Below are 18,126 nucleotides of genomic sequence, written 5' to 3'. Positions count from 1 at the left end.
CGCGCCAGCGCCTCCAGCAGCACGCCAGGCGCGAGCCGTTCGGCGGCGCGGATCGCGGCCTCGTCGGCACGCCGCGCCTCGGGCACCTGCCACGCATGCGCCAGCACCAGGCGCGTGCCGGTGTCGATGTCGGCCATCACGAGGGTGGTGCGGCGCGCCTCGCCGTCGCGCTGCGTGCGCGCGCCCAGGCACATCAGCCTGACCCGGTCCAGCGCGGTCTCTCCCGCCTGGCCGATGCCCAGCACGGCGCCGGCATGGCCAGGCAGGCCGCCCGCGGCCTGCCGCAGGCCCAGCTCGGCCAGCAGGTCGACGCCCTGCGCGGCGTCGTACAGCGCGCGGCGCTTCGCGTAGCCCTCGCCCCAGGTCTCCAGGTCGGCGAGCAGCAGCGACAGCCAGGCCGCTTCGGTCGCGGCGATGCGTGCGGTCGACAGGCCTTGCATCCATGCATCGGCGCCTTGCGACACGCCGTGCCGCGCGATCGCCTCCACCAGCTGCTCGAACGGCGCGCGCTCGACCGCGTGAGCCTGGCCTGCCGAGCCCAGCCGCACCGTGAGCTGCGGTGCCGCTGCATCCTGTTCGCGTGCGGCGCGGAACGCCCACACGCCCAGCGCGACGTGCTCGCAGGCCGCCGCGCGCACGCAGTCGCAGCGCGCGGTCTCGAGTGCGGCACCGCCCCAGTAGCGCACGGTCGCGCTCGGCAGCCGCGCGGTGTCGCACGGGTCGCCGCCGCCGCGCTGCCGCACCTCGATGCTGATGCCGGCATCGCGCAGCAGGCCGGCCTGCGTCAGCAGCGTGGCCGGCACGACGCGGGCCAGCGCCGCATCGTCGGCATCGGCCACGGGTGCTGCGACCGGCAGCGGCGCGGCCGCCTGTTCCGCCTGTGCCGAAGCCGATTCGCGGTACGCCAGCGCCGCGATCACGCGGTGCCGGCACACGCCGGCCGCGTTGCAGCTGCAGCGCGCATCCTGGATCGCCACGCCCGCCGGCCAGCGGCACGACACGCCATCGTCGAACACCGCCTCCAGCAGCCCCTGCGCGTCCACCGACAGCCGCGGCCGGTAGCCGCCGGCCAACTCGCGCACCGCACGCTTGACGATGCCGGCATTCGCCGCATGCGACAGCGCCTCGGGCGACAGGTGCAGCAGGTCGTCGCGGACGATCGCCCCCACCGCGCTCACTTCAGCTTCTCCGCGAGCCAGGCGGCGAGCTGCCCCGGCGTCATCGCGCCGACCTGCGCGCCGGCCTCCACCAGCCGGCCGGCCAGCTCCTTGTCGTAGACCGGGTCGGCCCGCTCGTCGAGCGCGGCCAGCCCGAGCACGGTGCTGCCCTGCGCCACCAGCGCGCGCACGTGGCCGATCAGCACGTGCTCCGGCATGCCCTCGTAGAAGTCGCTGACGATCACGACCACCGCGCGCCGCGGCACGCTGATGCGCTCTGCCGCGTAGCCCACCGCCTTGCCGATGAAGGTGCCGCCGCCGAGCTGCACGCCCATCAGCACCTCGACCGGGTCGGTGACGCTGTCGCTCAGGTCGACCACCTCGGTGTCGAACGCGATCAGGTGCGTCTTGATGCCCGGCAGGCCCCACAGGCAGGCGGCCGTCACCGCCGAATGGATCACCGAGTTCAGCATGCTGCCGCTCTGGTCGACCAGCAGGAAGACCTGCCAGGGCTCCAGCACGCGCCGCGTGTTGACGTGGAACAGCGGCCGCTGGATCACGAGCCGGCCGCGCTGCACATCGTAGTGGCGCAGGTTGCGCTTCAGCGTCTCGCGCGCGGCGAACTGGCTGACTGCCCCCTGCAGGCTCAGCTGCTGCGGCTTGCGCGCGCCGCTGAAGGCGCGCTGCACCTGCTTCGCGAGCTTCTCGACCAGCTCGCGCACCACCTTGTCGACCAGCTTGCGCGCCATCGCCAGCACCTGCGGATTCATCAGGTGCTTGGTGCGCAGCACCGCCTGCAGCAGCGCCGGGTTCGGCGTCGCGCGCTCCAGCACGTCGAGGTTGGTCACCACCTCGTCGATGCCGTAGCGCTCGATTGCGTCGCGCTCCAGGCGTTCGATCGTCTCCTTCGGGAACAGCTCGTGGATGCCGTTGATCCACTCCGGCACCGTCAGCTGCGAGGCTTCGCTGCCGCCGTGGCGGTCGAGCGCGTCGTCGGCGTGCCGGCCGTCCTGCGACGGGTCGTCGCGGCCGTACAGCCACGCGAGCGAGCGGTCCATCGCGGCCGCGTGGCCGCCGGCCGCGCCGAGGCTCGCGTCGGCGGCCTCGCCGAGCAGCAGGCGCCAGCGCTCGGCGGCGTCGAGTTCGGGCAGCGGCTTCGTCATGACAACCCCTCGCTCGATGAGTACATCGATCGATCCCCCGAGGGGATGCGGGCCGGCTTGGGAGCGGCCCGGCGCTCGGCCCGCCTCATGTCAGCAGCCCGATCTGGTTCGCCCAGGCCATCGCCTGCGCCTCGACGCGGCGCGCATCGAGCAGTGCCTCGGTGCCGTCGTGCAGCCTCAGCAGGCGCTGCCGCTGGCCGGCGTCGAGGCCGAGCAGCCGCGCGACGTGGGCCGCCAGCGCGCCGCGCTCGCGCGGCGGAAACCAGCCGAGCGCCGAGCGCAGCGCCGGCAGCGCGACCAGGAAATCCTCGACGCCCATGCCGTCGAGCGCCGCATGGATGGCGCGCACGATGCCGTCGCTCTCGCTCGCCAGCGCCCGCGCGCACGAGAACAGGCCGTAGAGGAAATCGCCGAGCGCGTCGCGCGGCGGCATCGCACGTGTGATCGCGATCACCTCGTCGCGCGCGGCCTGCGCGCCGTCGGCCCTGGCGTCATCCACCAGCGCGTCGTGCTGGAACGCGACACCGAGCGCCGCGCCGCGCAGTGCCGGCGGCTTCGAGGGGCTGCGCGCGAGGCGGGCCATCGTCTGCCGCACGAAGCCGCCGTCGAGCGCGGGCAGGTGCAGCCGCAGCAGCGTGTCGAACACGGCAGCCGCGTGCACGTCGGCCTCCAGCAGCTGCGGGCTGCCGGCGCCGTCGCGGCCTTCGAGCAGCCACAGCAGCTGGCCGGCCATCAGCGCCAGCGTGTCTTCGAGCAGCGCGCGCGGGTCGTCGCCCCAGAAGCCGGCCTCGACGATCGCGGCCAGCGACTGCGCGGCACGCGCGAGCGCGCCGTGGTCGTGGCTGCTGCCGATCCCTTCGCGCAATTGCTGCGCGAGCTCGTGGCCCATGTCGAGCAGGCCGGCGCGGATCGCCTGCATCAGGCACTGCGCCAGCACCGTGGCGTCTCCCTGCGCATCGGCCACCTGGCGCAGCAGTGCCTGGCGTGCCGCGGCCTCGAGCGTCGCGCCATGCATCGCGGCCTCGATCAGGTCGGGGTACCAGCGCTCGGTCTGCTGCAGCCGCCAGTGCTCCTCGTAGGCCAGCTCGCGGGCCAGGCCGCGCGCGGCACGCGGTGCCTTCGTCTCGACCAGCTGCACGCCGCTGACCTGCAGGCAGCGCAGTTGCCACAGCAGGTGCGCGCGCGGGGTGTCCTCGGCGCGGCGGCGGTCGAGCACGAGCTGGTGGGCGGTGCGTTCGATCTGCAGGTTGAGCGCGGCCAGCCGTTGCCGCACGTCGTGCAGCAAGGGCGGCAGCGGCGTGTCGCCATGCAGGCGGCCGGCACCGTCGCCGGTCAGCGCGAGCAGGGCCTCGCGCAGCACCGGGTGGTGGTGCGCGCCGAGGCGGCGGTCGTTGCTCCACGGGGCCGGTACCTCCAGCGCCTCCTTGACGACGGCCGATTGCAGTGCATCGAGCAGGTCGACGCGCAGCGGCACCGCGTGCCCGCGCAACGCGGCCAGCGCGGCGGCGCTGCGCTCGAAGGCCAGCAGGTCGGCGGTCGACAGCGGCACCTGCGCACGGCGCAGCCGCGCCACCATCGTCGCGACCGCGCGGTCGCCGGCCGGCCGCAGCCCGTGCTGCCACACCCACTGGTAGTACATCGGCGACGGCAGCCCCGCGGCATAGCCGCCGAGCGCATCGACCTGGCGGAACTCGAACGGCACCAGGTAGCAGCCGGCGGCGCGGTCATCGGCGGGTTGCGGCACCTCGGGCTCGCCCCCCCGTTCGCCCTGAGCCTGTCGAAGGGTCCGCTCCAGCGCCGGCTTGTGCCAGCCGCCGCACACCACCAGCACGCGCTCGAAGTTGGCGGCCGCCCACGCGATCCACTGCGCCATGTGGGCCTCGCGCGCCTGGTCCTGCGGGGTGCCGGCCTCGTCGCCGCGCAGCTCGGCGAAGTACAGGTCGAGCTTGCGCGACAGCTCGTCCGGCGACGCGTCGGCGGGCTGCGATTCGAACAGGTGATCCCACAGCGCGTCGTCACTGTCACAGCCGAAGCGGCGGCACAGGTGGTCGACCACCTGCGYGTAGCGCGAGCGGGCATTGCGCCGCCCGGCGGTGCGGCGCTGCGCATCGGGCAGCGCGCGGTAGCGCCAGTGCGGCAGGTCCATGAAGCGCAGCGCCGCGCCCACTGCCCGGCCTTCGCGCAGCGCCACCCACTCCGGCGAATGGTCGAGCAGCGGGAACCAGCACTGCGCCGCCTGCCCGTCTTCGTTGGCATAGCTGTACAGCGCGAGCGGCAGTTCATGGTCGAGCAGCAGCTCGCCGAGGCGCGGGTTGAAATCGCTCGGGCCTTCGATCAGCACGGCCTGCGGCCGCTCCTGCGCGATGACCTGCGCCACCAGCCGCGCGCAGGCGGGGCTGTGGTGGCGCACGCCGACCACGCGGACGGGGCCGGTCGGCATCATTCCGGCAGCAGGTGCCGCGCCGCGTGGAAGGCCTGCCAGTGCTCGCCCTTGCGGCGGCTGGCGCGCTGCTCGATGTAGCGGCGGATCTTCTTCAGGTCGTCGGCGTTGTCCTTCGCGGCGGCGCCGGCCAGCGCCTCGACGATGTCGGCCGGCTGGCCGGCATCGCCGCGCAGGTAGTGGCCGCGCAGCGCGACCGCATGCGCGACGCTGACCGCCTCGGCGGTGCTGACGACGGTCGACAGCCGCTCGCCGGCATTGCCGTCCTTGTCGAGCCCGGTGCGCAATTCGCGGAACGTGGTGACCAGCACCTCCAGCACGTCGTCGGACGGCTGCACCGCGATCTGGTCCTGCGCCAGCAGCCGCGCCAGCTCGGCGCGCACCAGCGCGAGCTCTTCGTCGTAGTCGGCGATCGGGAACACCGTCTCGAACGCGAAGCGCCGCTTCAGCGCGGCCGACATCTCGTTGACGCCGCGGTCGCGGGTGTTGGCGGTGGCGATCAGGTTGAAGCCCTGCGCGGCGAACACCGCGTTGTCGTCGGCGAGCTCCGGCACCATCAGCAACCGCTCGGAGAGGATCGACAGCAGGCCGTCCTGCACCTCGGGCGGGCAGCGGGTGATCTCCTCGAAGCGCACGATGCGGCCGTCGCGCAGCGCGCGGTACAGCGGCGACGGCACCAGCGCGCGCGGGCTCGGGCCGTCGTTGAGCAGCAGCGCGTAGTTCCAGCCGTACTTGATCTGGTCCTCGGTGGTGGCGGCGCTGCCCTGGATGGTCAGCGTGCTGGTGCCGCTGATGGCCGCCGCGAGCAGCTCCGACAGCAGGCTCTTCGCGGTGCCCGGCTCGCCGACCAGCAGCAGCGCACGGTTCGACGCCAGCGTGACCATCGCGCGCTCGAGCAGGCTGGGCGCGCAGACGATCTTGCGGCGGATTCCCGGCGCGCCGCCGATGAAGCGCATCACCGCCTTCATCGACAGGCGCCAGCCTGGCGGCACCGGGCCGCTGTCGTGCTTCGCGAGCTGGGCCAGCTCGTCGGCGTAGAGCAGCTCGGCGGGCGGGCGCTGGCTGCGGATGGCGGTGGTGCGGTCGGTCATGGCTGAGGCTGTGAAAGGGCAGGGTTCAGCAGGTCGATGTCGCGCAGCATCTCGCTGGCGGACACCGGGTCGAGTGCGTCGAACGATAGCGCTTCGACGGTGCCTTCGGCCGAGCGGCGCGCGAGCGTGAGCCACTCGAGCGACTGGCGCGCCTCCAGCACGCCGCCGGCGACGAAGATGCCGGGGCTGAAGCGCAGCGTGATGCGCAGGCCGCCGGGCGCGTCGCGCGCGTACTCGCGGACCATGCCGCCGTCTTCCGCGCCGCCGCGCTCCCAGCCCTTCTGGTCGAGGCCGATCACGGCGCCGGTCGCGACATCGCGGTTCTCGAAGCGCTTGACCGTGCGCTGCTGCTTCTCATGCGGCGTCAGCGCGTAGGTCTCGCGCTGCAGCTGCTTGAACGGCTGCAGGATCTCGTAGTCGCCGAACAGCTGGCCGAGCTGCGCCTTCACCGACGCGTCGAGTTCGAGCACGTGCAGGATGCCGATCTGCGCGGCCTCGGGCAGCGCGAGCTGTTCGTCCGCCGCATCCGCGAGCGTCCAGTCCTCGGCCACGCGGAAAGGCTGGCGCAGCGTGCCGCCGTCGTAGGTGGCCCAGGCCAGGCGCGTCGCCAGGTGGCGCATCAGCGGATGGGCGAGGAAGAAGCGCCGGAACTCGGGCAGCGGCCAGCGACGGGCGTTGCGCATCGCGCGCTCCAGCCGCGTGATCTCCAGGCTGGCGATGGCGCGCACGTCCTTCTTCAACTGCTTGAAACGCTCGGCCGCCGGGCCGGCGAGCGTGGCGTCGTCGCCCTTCAGCGGCTTGGGCAGGTCTTTCAGTCGCAGGCTGCGTGCGTCGCGCACGACGGGCTTCAGGCTTTCGTCGAAGCTGAGGGAGAACTTGCGCGAGCCGAAATCGAAGATCGCCGCATCGGGTTCGTCGAGGCCGAGCGTCGGCGCCAGCCGGTCGCCGAGTTCATCGAGCGTGAGCCCGCGCGCATCGGCCACCGTCGCGATCATCCCGGCGGCGCGCAACTGCACGCGCTTGTGCCGGCCCTTGGTGGCCTGCGTGTTCAGCAGCATCAATGCCACGTCGGTGCCGATGGCGGCCAGCAGGTCGAGCGCGGATTCGGCGCGGCCGCGGGTGCCTGGCGCGCTCGCCCAGTCGTTGATGCGCGGGATCAGGCGGCGGGCCGTCTCGTCGTTGCCCAGCAGGCCCAGCGTGCGGAAGGCCCAGCCGTCCTTGCTGGGTGCGCCGGCGCCGGCCCAAGCCTCATGGAGGTCCCAGGCGAACTCGGCCAGGCTCGCGGGTGTGCACGCGGCCTGCACGAGCGCGACGCCAGGGTAGGGCGCATCGGGCTGGCCGATCATCAGCATGCGCACCAGGTGCCCGGTGGCGGCAACGCTGAGTGCGCCGCCGGCGAGCAGGTGCGGGCGGCGCATCGTGGCCACCTCGCAGAAGGCCGGCACCGGCGGCATCTCGCCCGGCAGGATGTCCAGCGGGTCGGTGGCGAGCAGCGCGGTGGCGGCCTGGGTCATCGCCTCGCCATAGGCTGCAGCGGCTTCGAGCAGCGCGGTGCGCCCGCCTGCCTGCTCCGCCATCCAGCGCAACGTGTAGCGCGCGTCGTCGCGCTCCGCGCTGTGCTGCGCCGAGAACGCCGCGGGCAGCGCATGCGACAACACCGTGCGGGGGAACTTCGCGATCCACTCGGCGGCGGCGCTGCGGTGCACACGCGCTTGCCGCAGCAGCTTCGCCATGCGCGGCACCAGCAGCGGCGTGTCCATCAGCAGCGCGATGCGCGGGCCCTTGCCCTGGTGGGTCGACAGCACCGCGACCATGCCGGGGATCGCTGCCACGCCGAGGCGGGCCAGCACCTGTTCGGCGTCGAGGCTCCAGGGGCTGAGCATCCAGCGCTCGGGCGGGAAGCTGTTCCACAGCGTGAGCTGCGCGGCCTGCGGCGCGTCGAACAGCAGCGACATCGAGGCATAGGTCGCCGAGGTGTCGCCGTCCTGCAGCGGCTGGCCCGCCAGCAGGCGCTGCGCGCCCGCATCGGTGAGCTTCAGCTCGGCTGGAAAGCCGTGTGCATCGCGTTGGGGGTTCAACTGGCGCGGCGCGGACTTCAGGCGCTCCAGCAGATCCTGCCGCCATGCCAGCGCCTCGGGCGTCGCGATGGCAGCAACCTCCAGCACCGGCAACTGCCCCGGCCGATCGGCGCGCAGCCACGGTGGTTCGCGCAGGATCGGCGGCACGGCCTCGTCGGGCGCTTCCACCGGATTCAGCGCCGCCACCGCGCCCTCGAAGCGGGTGCGCAGCGCCGGCTCCAGCGCATCGAGCGCCGCAGGCAAGGCCTCCGGCCACTCATGCGCCAACCGCAAGGCCCAGGTCTCGGCGGCCCGGCTGCGCCCGGCCATCGCCTGGCGGATCACCGTGAACAGCACCGCCACCGGATGGGTCTTCGCCAGCTTCTCCAGCGCGTCGCGCACCTTCTTGTGGTCCGATTGCGCCGCGAGCAGCGGCAGCAGGCCGGGCACCTTCATCTGCGCCGCGAGCTTGAGGGCCTGCGTCCCGATCTTGGGATCGCGCGAGCTCAGGCGCGTGCGGATGAACCACGCCAGCACCTCCAGCGCTGCCTCGCCATGCAGCTTCAACTGCAGCAGCACGCCCTTCGTCAACGTGGCGTGATCGAGCCAGGGGTGTGCCGCGGCATGCGCGAGAAAGTCGGCCGGCTGCATCGCGGACCAGCACAGCACCGCATGCCCCCAGGGCTCCTTGCCGTGCGCGGCCAGCCATTCGGCCGTCCACTCGCCGAGGTGCGGGAAGACGAAGGCGCAGGCACGGGCGGCCGGCGAAGAACCCGTTCTGCCGCGCTGCGCCACCGCGAGCGCGGCTTCGTACGCGGCCTCGTCGGCGCAAGCGACCGCGTCACGCAGCGGCTCGAAGCGCGCGAACCACTCCGCGTGGGCCTGGGGCAGCGGGTTTCCCAACGCGGCTTCCAGCGCGGCGGCAGGGCTCTGCGGGGCCGACGGTGCGGATGAAGGCAGGTGAACGCCGCGCATCACCGGCAACAGCGCCAGCCACTCGGGCGTCCACTGGAAGCCGCCGGTGGGCCAGACCAAGCCGAGGGGTGCCTTCTTCATGGCAGCGGCGCCAGCAGGTCGGCGTCGCGCAGCACCTCGCTCGCGATGATCGGGTCGAGCCGCTCGAATTTCACATGGCCTTGCTGGGCCCAGGTGCCGGCCTCGCGCAGCACGATCTTCGGGATGCGCTGCTTCGGCTCGTAGCTCAGGCCGCCGATCACGGTGCCGGGGTCGAGTTCGAGCTCGACCTCCAGCCCGCCGGCCACGCGCTTCGTGAACCAGCCGACCCAGCCGCCGTCCTGCGCGGCACCACGCTCCCAGCCGCGGTTGACCAGGCCCATCACGCTGCCGGTGGCCACTGTCTTCTGCTCGAAGCGCTTCAGCTCGGTGCCTTGCAACTCGTCGGGCGTGAGCCGGTAGGTCTCGCGGCCGAGCTGCTTGAACGGCTGCAGGATCTCGTAGTCGGCGAACACCTGGCCGAACGCGGCCTGCATCGCTGCCGGCATCTCCAGCACGTGGACGATGCCGACGTTGGCCTCGTCGGGCAGCGTGGTCTGCACGTCGTCGCCGTCGGCGAGCGTCCAGTCCTCAGCGACGCGGAAGGCGCTGGCCAGCATGCCGGCCGGATCGCCCTCGCGGGCTTCGTACACGCCCCACACCACGCGCGCCGCCAGGTGGCGCATCAGCGGGTGATCGAGGAAGAACAGCTTGAAATCGACCGCCGTCCAGCGGCGCCGCTCGACCATGCTCATCTCGAGCCGCGTCACCTGCAGGCTGGCGATGGCCTTGGCGTCCTTCTTCAGCTGCTTGAAGCGATCGGTTGCCGCCTCGGCCAGCGCGGCGTCGTCGCTCTTGATCGGCTTCGGCAGGTCTTTCAGGCGCACGCCCTGCGCATCCTTCACGAACGGCTTCAGCGTCTCGTCGAAGCCGACGAAGAAGCGGCGCGGCCCGAAATCGAGCGCCAGCGCGCCGTGCTCGTCGAGCCCCAGGTCGGGCACCAGCCGGTCGGCCAGCTCGGCGGCGGTGAAGCCGCGCACCTCGGCCACCGCGGCGATCTTCTCCTTCGCGCGGTCCTGCAGCGCCTTGAACTTGACCTTGCCGGCGATGCCGTTCAGGTGCATCAGCGCGACATCGCTGCCGATCGCGGCCAGCAGGTCCAGCCCGGTGACCGCACGCTGGTGCGCCGATTCGCCGGGCCACTCGCGGATGCGCGGCGCGAGCCGGCGCGCGGTCTCGTCATCGCCCAGCAGGCCGAGCGCGGCGAAGGCCCAGCCGTCCTTGCTCGGCGCGCCGGCGGCGATCCAGGCCTCGAACAGGTCCCAGGCGAACTCGGCCAGCGAGGCCGGCGTGCAGAGCTCCTTGACGATCGCGAGGCCGGGGTAGGGCGCCTCGAGCCGGCTGATCGCGAGCATCGAACCGATGTGCTCGATGGCGCTGGTCGGCAAGGCCTCGCCGCCGTCGCGCAGCAGCGGGCGGCGCAGCGCAGGCGCGACGAAGAACACCGGCAGCTTCGGCATGCGCGCCGGCAGCACCAGCAGCGGGTCGGCGTCGAGCAGGGCTTGCAGTGCCTGCTGCATCGGGGTGCCTTCCGTCGTGTCGTACGACTCGGCGATCTTGCGGGCCTGCGCCTCGAAGCCGTTGGCCATCAGCCAGCGCAGGCCGAACTGTGCGTTCTCGCGTGCCGTGCGGTCCTTGCCGAAGGCGAGCGGCAGAGCCTGTGTCAGCGCGGTGTCGGCGTGCGCGCGCAGCCACGCGATGGCCTGCGCCTTGGCCTTCTTCAGGTTGCGCAGCGCATGCAGGGCAATCGGCACGAGCTGCGCGCTGTCGACGTCGATCGCGAGCGACAGCCCGCCTTCCGGATACGACTGCACGTAGCCGACGAAGCCCGGCACCGCGGCCTCGCCGTGGCGGGCGAGGATGGCGCGAATCGGCGCATCGACATCGCTGTACGAATACCAATGCTTCGATGGGTAGCTGTTCCACAGCGCGAGTGCGGCGGGCTCGGGGAACAGCAGCAAGAGGCCGGGCGCCTGGCCGTAGAAGTACTGCTTCGTGATCTTGAAGTCCTCGGGCAGCAGCGGCTGGCCGGCCATCACGCGCGCCTGGCCTTCCGCCGTGATCTGCATCTCGGTCATCGCATGCGCGGTCGGGCTCGGCAACTGCTTGGTGTACCAGGGATTGACCTGGAGGGAGGCATGCCGCTTGCGTTCATCGGCGGTCCATTCGATGCGATCGGGCGTCGTGCGGGCCACGATGTCGAGCGTTGGCAGATCCGTGGCGCGCGCCTTGCGCAACCACGGCGGCTCGCGCAGCAGCGGCGGCAACTGCTCGGGCGCGGCCTCGGCGCTCTGCAGCGCATCGAGCAGCGCCTGGAAGCGCTCGCGCTCGCCGTCGGCCAGCGTGGGCAGGGCCTGCGCCAGCGCGGCGGGTTCTCTCAGCGCGAGCCGCACCGCCCAACCTTCGGCGAGCCGAGAGCGCGTGGCGAGAGCATGGCCGATCACGCACTGCAGTGTGGCGGCCGGGTAGCGCTCAGCCAGCTTGTCGAGCGCGGCGCGTGCCTCCTTGCGCTCGATCAACTCAGTCAACAGCGCGATGCTCTGCGGCACGCGCATGCGCAGCACCAGCGCGATGTATTTCTCACTGTTGTCGCGGTCGCTGGCTCGGCGCAGCAGGTCGGCGAGCAGCTCGAAGGCATCGACGCCGTGCAGGCGGATCTGCAGCAGCAGGGCGTCTTTCAGCGCGTAGAAGTACGGCGCGACCGGCTTCAGATAGCGCCGCATCGCGTCGGCCGGCACCACGCAGTCGCGCAGGAAGGGCCAGTCGCTGCCAGGAGCGTCGGCCATCGCGGCGAGGGCCCAGTCGGTGCGATGCGGGCACAGCACGGCACGCAGCAGCCGGTCGAGCGGCGTCGAGCCGGCCTGGCGCTCCAGCGTGGCGACGGCCGCATCGTGTTCGGCCTCGTCGGCCGCGGCGATCACGTTGCGCAGCGCCTGGAACTGCGACTGGATGACGCGGCTCAGCGTGTACTCGTGAGGGTGCACGCCGCGCGCGAGGTCGAGCGCGATCTCGAGCATGAACGGCACGCCGTGCAGCGCGATGCCGACGTAGGTGCTCCAGTGCAGGCCGTGGTTGCCGTAGTGGTCGCCCTGGTGCAGGACGTTGGCGTGCAGGCTCTGCGCACAAAGCTCCAGCCAGGCATCCGGATCGGCCTGCGCCAGCTGCGCGGCCTGGGTCTTCTCGGCGAAGGTGGCGGCGCTCCACGGCGACCAGGGGCGGTTCAGGCGCGTTGCGAGTTCGGCGAACTCCTGCTTGCCGTGGGAGTACTGGGTCTCGTAAACGCTGAAGGGCGAGGCCAGCAGCACGTGGCCGTCGATCGGTGTCGGCGCATGGACACCGCGTACCACCGGCACGTCGCTGCGCAAGGCATCGTTCCACTCGAAGCCGCCGTGCGGCCACTCGATCGGCGCGGCATCTGCGGTGGGGGCGGCTGCAGGCGGCGGGGCCTTGGGTGCCGCGGCCGGTGGCGGCGCGACGGGGAGTGTCGCTGCCACGGCGGCCTTCGGTGCCGCAGGCGCCGCAGCGGCTGCCGCGACCGCTGCCAGCGTCGCCCCCGCGGCCACGCCGGCCTCGCGATAGCCCTTGCCGGTCTTCTCCTTCACCAGCGCATCGTGCTCGGTCTGCGCTGCCGCGGCGCTCGCGAACGATTTGGTCTTGGTCTGGCCGTTGGTGCCGATGCGGCCGAAGCGCACCGTCACGTCGCTGCCGGCCACGGCCACCTCCCAGAACTTGCTCGATGTTCCCTCGACCAGCTCGAATCGGCGCATGCCCCGCGTCCTTCCTGTCTGCTGCGTACAGCAGAGGACTATATCGGGGCACTACCTCACGGCGAGTGCGTAGCGCAGCTCGGACTTCGCGACGTTGTACACGCCGAAGTCGCAGCTGTAGACGGCCCAGGCTTCGCTGCTGTCGGCGGCGCTCGTGGTCGACGACCAGTAGTAATCCGAGACGATGAAGTTGTCGAACACCGCGGGGCCGGTGACCGCCGAGCCGGCCTGGTACTGGCCATTCAGGTACGAGGCCTGCGGGAAGGTCGGCGCGCGGTCCGACAGGCTCAGCATCTCGGCGCGGTTGGGCAGGCGCCACTGTCCGGCGACCGATCCGTCGGCGAGGCCGCATTGGCCGCTCGCGAGCGCGTTCACCGCCGCCAGTGCGCCCGACCAGGGCTGCTGGATGCAATCGGCCTTCTTCAGCCAGGTGAGGCCCGTCACCGTGTCGGCCAGCGTGCCGTCGCCGTTGTCGATGAAGCGCGGCGAGGTGAGGGGCGCGCCGGCCTGCAGGGCGGCGTCGTCGGCGGTGCCGAACGAGCCGCCGCCGATGCCGGCGTACACGCCGGTGGCCAGCAGCTGCACGGCGCCGGCGGCGCCGGAGCGCACCGCCCACAGCGAGTTCACCGAACCGGCCTTCACGTTGCTCATGCCGCCATCGGCTGCATTCGCGCCGTTGATCCAGCGCCCGTCGCTGAAGCGGATGGCCATCGCGCTGCTCGTCAACGCCATGTAGGTGGTCGAGCTCCAGTACGCGTTGGCAACGGCGATGCCGGTGAACGGATGGCCGCTCGCCACCGCCGGGCCGGCCTGCGACACGTCGACCAGGCTCTCCAGCTCGTTCGCGTTCGGCATGCGCCATTGCCCTGCGGCCGAGCCGTCGCTCAGGCCGCAGGCGCCGCTGGCCAGTTGCGCGGCCGCGGCGAGTGCGGTCGGCCAGTCGGTCGCGTTGAAGCAGCCGGCGTTCTTCAGCCACACCAGGCCGGTCAGCGCATCGGTGACGGTGCCGTCGGCGTTGTCGATGAACCGGGTGCCGGGCCACGCGACGCCATGCGCGAGCGCGCCGTCATCGCCGGCCGCGAAGCTCGTTGACTGCCCGGTGCGCGGCAGGCTCGCCATCCGGTCGCCCGCGCGCGAGGCTGTGAAGTCCGCGTTCGCGACATCGTGCGTCGGCAGTGTCGCGAAGCGGATCACGGTGCGGTAGAGCCCGTTGAAATCCATCTTCGTGACCGAGCCGGCCGCGTCGCCGATCGACGGGTAGAAGGCGAGCCCGGCCTGCTGCGCGTAGACCGCGTAGTCCGCATTGACGCCGGCGCTCAGCCCGGTGATCGCATAGCGGCCGTCGACGCCGGTGGTGGCGGTGCGGGTCGTGTGGTCGTTGTGATGGAACACGGTGACCAGCACGCCCTGGATCGCCACGCCGTGCTTGTCGGCCACCACGCCCGACACGGTGCTCGTCGCGGGTGCGTTGCCGATCGAGTTGCCGGTCATCGCGGTCGTGGTGCTGCCGCTGCCACCCCCACCCGAGCCGCCGCACGCGGCCAGCACGCCGATGGCGGTGCCGATCAACAACTGCCTGATCCGTGTCATCGCCGCTTCCCTTGTGTGCACAGGTGCCCGCGTCCGGGAATGGACGGGGGCTGCGGACATATCGGCCGTTTCGGCCTGCGGCTTGATCGACAAGCGGCACACGGCGTGAAGCGCGTCACCAACTGCGCAGCGGCGTGGCCGGCGCCCGACCGACGGTCGCTCGCTCCTCTCGGTTGATGATGGAAGTGCAGGCGTGTGCTGACTAATCTGTGGAGGCTCCTACCGGCAGCATCCAGGAGATTCGCATGGGCACGTCACGCAGCAGTCATGGTGGTGGATCGACGTCTCACGGCAAGCCGATGGCCAAGCCCTTGTGCAGCACGCCGCCGCGGCCCAGGCCGAAGTTGTCCGATGCGGTGATGGCCGATCCGCGGCGTGCCGCGGCGATCCTGTCCGGTCGCTCGAAGTGGGCGAACCGCACGGTGCTGCACTATTGCTTCTTCAGCGGCGGGTCGCACTATGCGGTGCCGAAGTCGCAGGCCGATGCGGTGCGTCCCGCCTTCGACACCTGGAAGGCGGTCGGCATCGGCCTGGAGTTCGTCGAGGTCGATTCGCTGAGCGAGGCGGAGGTGCGCATCGGCTACTCGCTGGCCGACGGCATTTCCGCATCGGCGGTGGGCCGCGACGTCCTGAAGATCCCGCTCACCGAGCCGACCACCGTCTACGGCTGGGACCTCACGACGCCGTACGGCAGGGGCACGGCATTGCATGAGCTCGGCCACGTGTTCGGCATGGAGCACGAACACCAGAACCCGTTCGCCGGGATCAGGTGGCACGAGGAAGCGGTGTATGCCTCGCTGGCGGCACCGCCGAACAACTGGTCGCGCGCGACGACCTTCCACAACATCCTCGAGAAGCTCGACACGCAGCAGGTGCAGGGCTCGGCCTGGGATCCCGATTCGATCATGGAGTACGAGTTCGAGCCCGGCCTGATCGACGAGCCGCAGAAGTACGACCTGGAGGGCCTGGTGCCGCCGGGCACGCTGTCGAGTGCCGACAAGGCCTGGGTCGTGAAGTGGTACCCCGGCAATGCGCCGGTGCCGACGGTGCTGCAGCCGTTCCAGTCGATCGCTGCCGACCTGGCGGCCGGCCAGCAGATCGATTGCACCTTCAAGCCGACGGTGTCGCGCAAGTACACCATCGCGACCAAGGGCGCGACCGACACCTTGCTCGCGCTGTTCGAGGAGATCGGCGGCAAGCCGAGCTTCCTGGCCGCCGACGACGACAGCGGCGAAGACCGCAACGCGAGCATCACGTACAAGCTCTTCAAGGGCCGCACGTACCACGTGCGCCTGCGGCTGTACCAGCCGGGGCAGTCGGGGACGACGTCGCTGATGGTGACCTGAGCGCGGGGCCTCGACGATCAGGTGTCGGTGAGCTTGCTCAGTAGTAGACGTACACCGTCACCGTGGCCACGACGGCTGCGTCGTAGGTGGAGGTTGCGGTGAAGGTCAGTGCGACCGGCGTGCTGAAGGCACTGGTGTCGAAGGTGTCGACGAGGATGCGTGATGCGCTGATCGTGTCGATGGTGACGCCGATGCCGCCGTAGTACACCGTGGTGCCGCTGCCGCTGACCGAGGTGCCCGCGACCTGCAGCGACCACACGACCGGCTCGCTGGCATCGAGCTGCAGCGAATCACCGGCCCAGACCGAGATGCTCTGCGACGAGCCGGAGTGGATGTACCCGCTGCTGAGCGGCTGGCCCGCGACGATGACGCCGATGTCGAACGTGACGCTGCCGTCGTCGCCACCGCCACCGCAGGCGGTGAGGGCGAAGGCCAGGCAGGCCGCGGCGGCGAGCCGCGACAGGATTCGGGTGACGGGGTGCATGGGCGCATCCGGAGTCGTTGATGGGACATCCAACGGCTCGGGTGGCTGGTGTGTTGACCGGCGAGGTGTAACGCTTGGAAGGGCGAGGTTGTCGGATCGCTGCACCACATCATCGTGATGAACGCGCGGTCCAGTTCCGCCTCGCCGGCCAGGTCCTCCTGCGTCATGCCCAGCTCCTGGCGACGTTCCTTCAGAACGACGCCGAGGGCTTGCACGAGGAGGGCATTCCCACCCCACGCACCGCGCGATCACCCACGTCGGCCTGATGTTCACCCGCGTCGGCTCGCTGATGTGGCAGCTGCCCGTGGCCGCCGCCATCGAGCTGATCGAAGCCGGCGCGCAGCGCCTCTACTTCATCGACCCGATCTCCTGTCGCCGTCGCGAGGTGGCCGTCGAGCGCTCCCGCGGCCGCCGACCGCACCTGCGTGCCCGCAACCGGACAGGCTGGACCGACGACCTGCTGAACCTGCCCGTTTTCGTCTACCCACCGCACTGCGAGGGCGTCTTTGCGCCGCCGCGGCCCACACCGCGCGCGCCTTGCAACGAACGGAACATTGCGTAGCAACCTCGGCGGGTCGCCGCCGCTAGCATCCATCGAAAACACAGGGAGGACCGTGCCATGGCACTGATGGAAGAGATCACGCTGCGCAAGCTGGAGATGCTGCTCGCCTACATGGAGAGCAGCAACCTGCGGCGCGCCGCCGAGCAACTGGATGTGAGCACGGTCAGCGTGCACCGCGCGCTGCACTCGCTGGAAGACGCGCTCGACTGCGCGCTGTTCCGCCACGAGGGCCGTGATCTGCTGCCCACCGAGGCGGCCCGCGTGCTGGCCGATGCGGCGCGCAGCGCGCTGAAGCTGATCGACGACGGCGTGCAGGCCGCGCGGGCGGCCGGTGGCTGGTCAGGCGCACGCATCCGCATCGGCTCGCTCTTTTCGCTGGGGGTCGAGACAGTGCCGCGGCTCGTCGCCGACATGCGGCAACTGCGCCCGGACTTGCAGGCCGAACTGGTGATGGGCTCGAATGCCGAGCTGCTTGCGCAACTGCGCGCGGGCACCACGGATGCCGCGCTGATGGCGATCCCGCCGGCCGAGCCGGACATCGAATCGCTCGCGCTGTTCGAAGACCCGATGTATTTCGCGGCGCCGATCGGCTCGCGCCATGCCCGCCTCGGCGCGGTCGACCTGCAAGCCTGCGCCAATGAGCGCCTCATCACGCTGCGCAAAGGCTTCGTCACGCGCGACGGCTTCGACGCCGCGTTCCGCAACGCCGGTTTCGTGCCGAAGCTCGCGATGGAGGTCGGCGACATCTTCACGCTGATCAACCTGGTCGGCGGGGGCCTCGGCTGCACGCTGCTGCCGGGCCGCGTGCGCGACGTGCTCGGCGGCAAGGTGGAACTGATCCCGCTGCAGTCGCGCTACCAGGTGCGCCAGCGCATCGGGCTCAACTACCTGCGGGCGAGGCAGCGCGACCCGAACCTGGTCGCGCTGGCCTCGGCCTGCCGCCCGGTGCCAAGCCTCGCGGCCTGACGAACAGCGCGGCCCGGTGGGCGGAGCTCAGTTGGCCGTGCGGGCCGACGGGGCTTGCGCCGTCATCGACTTGTCCTGCAGGCGGGCCAGTTCGGTGCGGTATTCCGCGCCGCTGCGCCATTGCTTGTACTGCGCCAGGCGGCTGGCGATGTCGGGACGCGTCGGGTCGAAGCTTTCGCGGCCGGCGGCGGCTTCCAGGCCGGCACGCTGCCACAGCGCCAGGTCGGCCTGCACTTCGGCGCGCGTCAGCGTCGACGGCGTGTTGTAGGCCCGATCGGCGGCGGTGTCGGTGTCGGCGCGCGCGGCTTGCGACAGCACGGTGAGGCCCAGGGCGGCGATGCTCAGTGCGAGGGTTGCTTTCATGATCTCGGTACCTTTCACGAATGGGTTGGGAGTGAAGGCATCTTAGAAATCGGCCCCGCACAGGACCCTGTCGCGCAGATGACGTTT

Annotated in this window: 11 protein-coding genes and 1 pseudogene; 3 read left to right on the top strand and 9 right to left on the bottom strand. The window is 71.4% G+C overall.

The window, feature by feature from the left end; translation table 11 throughout:
- From AC1D1T_RS08510 to AC1D1T_RS08480, 7 genes and pseudogenes are all read right to left on the bottom strand, one after another.
- Window positions 1–1,178, bottom strand: a pseudogene (locus tag AC1D1T_RS08510) (hypothetical protein); the annotation flags it as partial.
- Window positions 1,175–2,320 (bottom strand): VWA domain-containing protein, encoded by a 1,146-nt coding sequence (locus AC1D1T_RS08505; protein WP_477991764.1) that lies wholly within the window; start codon window positions 2,318–2,320, stop codon window positions 1,175–1,177. The pseudogene AC1D1T_RS08510 and the gene AC1D1T_RS08505, both read right to left, overlap by 4 nt.
- A gap of 85 nt (window positions 2,321–2,405) precedes the next feature.
- On the bottom strand, window positions 2,406–4,760 hold the full coding sequence (locus AC1D1T_RS08500) for a DUF5682 family protein (RefSeq protein WP_477991763.1): 2,355 nt from the start codon (window positions 4,758–4,760) through the stop codon (window positions 2,406–2,408).
- Window positions 4,760–5,851 carry an ATP-binding protein gene (locus AC1D1T_RS08495; RefSeq protein WP_465110861.1) on the bottom strand — a complete coding sequence of 364 codons (1,092 nt, stop codon included), beginning with the start codon at window positions 5,849–5,851 and terminating at the stop codon, window positions 4,760–4,762. The genes AC1D1T_RS08500 and AC1D1T_RS08495 overlap by 1 nt, the downstream gene beginning before the upstream one ends.
- Window positions 5,848–8,964 carry a DUF4132 domain-containing protein gene (locus tag AC1D1T_RS08490; RefSeq protein WP_477991762.1) on the bottom strand — a complete coding sequence of 1,039 codons (3,117 nt, stop codon included), beginning with the start codon at window positions 8,962–8,964 and terminating at the stop codon, window positions 5,848–5,850. Before AC1D1T_RS08490 ends, AC1D1T_RS08495 begins: the two co-directional genes overlap by 4 nt.
- Window positions 8,961–12,728: a DUF4132 domain-containing protein gene (locus AC1D1T_RS08485; RefSeq protein WP_477991761.1), complete on the bottom strand. Its 3,768-nt coding sequence runs from the start codon at window positions 12,726–12,728 to the stop codon at window positions 8,961–8,963. The genes AC1D1T_RS08490 and AC1D1T_RS08485 overlap by 4 nt, the downstream gene beginning before the upstream one ends.
- Before the next feature lie 51 nt (window positions 12,729–12,779).
- Window positions 12,780–14,318, bottom strand: a complete 1,539-nt coding sequence (locus tag AC1D1T_RS08480) for an Lcl domain-containing protein (protein WP_477826622.1) — start codon at window positions 14,316–14,318, stop codon at window positions 12,780–12,782.
- 245 nt (window positions 14,319–14,563) lie between these two features.
- On the opposite strand from AC1D1T_RS08480, the gene AC1D1T_RS08475 reads away from it, so the two are divergent.
- The gene (locus tag AC1D1T_RS08475) at window positions 14,564–15,664 is read left to right on the top strand and encodes a zinc metalloprotease (RefSeq protein WP_477991760.1); all 1,101 of its coding nucleotides are present in this window, start codon (window positions 14,564–14,566) and stop codon (window positions 15,662–15,664) included.
- Between the two features lie 37 nt (window positions 15,665–15,701).
- On the opposite strand, the gene AC1D1T_RS08470 is transcribed toward AC1D1T_RS08475, so the two are convergent.
- Entirely contained in the window at window positions 15,702–16,148 is a 447-nt protein-coding gene (locus AC1D1T_RS08470) for a hypothetical protein (RefSeq protein ID WP_465110866.1), read from the bottom strand.
- Window positions 16,149–16,413: 265 nt separating this feature from the next.
- Here AC1D1T_RS08470 and AC1D1T_RS08465 point away from each other — a divergent pair, with 265 nt between their 5' ends.
- Entirely contained in the window at window positions 16,414–16,710 is a 297-nt protein-coding gene (locus AC1D1T_RS08465; RefSeq protein WP_477826624.1) for a hypothetical protein, read from the top strand.
- A 57-nt stretch (window positions 16,711–16,767) separates the two neighbouring features.
- Window positions 16,768–17,676 (top strand): LysR family transcriptional regulator, encoded by a 909-nt coding sequence (locus AC1D1T_RS08460; protein WP_477826625.1) that lies wholly within the window; start codon window positions 16,768–16,770, stop codon window positions 17,674–17,676.
- A gap of 27 nt (window positions 17,677–17,703) precedes the next feature.
- Here the strand turns inward: AC1D1T_RS08460 and AC1D1T_RS08455 are convergent, their stop codons facing one another.
- Window positions 17,704–18,039, bottom strand: coding sequence for a DUF4148 domain-containing protein (locus tag AC1D1T_RS08455; protein ID WP_052211205.1), 336 nt, complete (start codon window positions 18,037–18,039; stop codon window positions 17,704–17,706).
- Window positions 18,040–18,126: the final 87 nt, after the last annotated feature.

The sequence above is a fragment of the Rhizobacter sp. P2_H3 genome, from assembly GCF_056403355.1.
The sequence above is the reverse complement of the archived record's forward strand: the minus strand, read 5'-3'. Positions and strand labels throughout refer to the sequence as shown.

Bases quoted from the DNA above. Each gene is read 5' to 3' on its own strand.
- AC1D1T_RS08505 (WP_477991764.1), bottom strand. From the start codon at position 2,320: ATGACGAAGCCGCTGCCCGAACTCGACGCCGCCGAGCGCTGGCGCCTG.
- AC1D1T_RS08495 (WP_465110861.1), bottom strand. From the start codon at position 5,851: ATGACCGACCGCACCACCGCCATCCGCAGCCAGCGCCCGCCCGCCGAG.
- AC1D1T_RS08490 (WP_477991762.1), bottom strand. From the start codon at position 8,964: ATGAAGAAGGCACCCCTCGGCTTGGTCTGGCCCACCGGCGGCTTCCAG.
- AC1D1T_RS08485 (WP_477991761.1), bottom strand. From the start codon at position 12,728: ATGCGCCGATTCGAGCTGGTCGAGGGAACATCGAGCAAGTTCTGGGAG.
- AC1D1T_RS08480 (WP_477826622.1), bottom strand. From the start codon at position 14,318: ATGACACGGATCAGGCAGTTGTTGATCGGCACCGCCATCGGCGTGCTG.
- AC1D1T_RS08475 (WP_477991760.1), top strand. From the start codon at position 14,564: ATGGGCACGTCACGCAGCAGTCATGGTGGTGGATCGACGTCTCACGGC.
- AC1D1T_RS08470 (WP_465110866.1), bottom strand. From the start codon at position 16,148: ATGCACCCCGTCACCCGAATCCTGTCGCGGCTCGCCGCCGCGGCCTGC.
- AC1D1T_RS08465 (WP_477826624.1), top strand. From the start codon at position 16,414: ATGTTCACCCGCGTCGGCTCGCTGATGTGGCAGCTGCCCGTGGCCGCC.
- AC1D1T_RS08460 (WP_477826625.1), top strand. From the start codon at position 16,768: ATGGCACTGATGGAAGAGATCACGCTGCGCAAGCTGGAGATGCTGCTC.
- AC1D1T_RS08455 (WP_052211205.1), bottom strand. From the start codon at position 18,039: ATGAAAGCAACCCTCGCACTGAGCATCGCCGCCCTGGGCCTCACCGTG.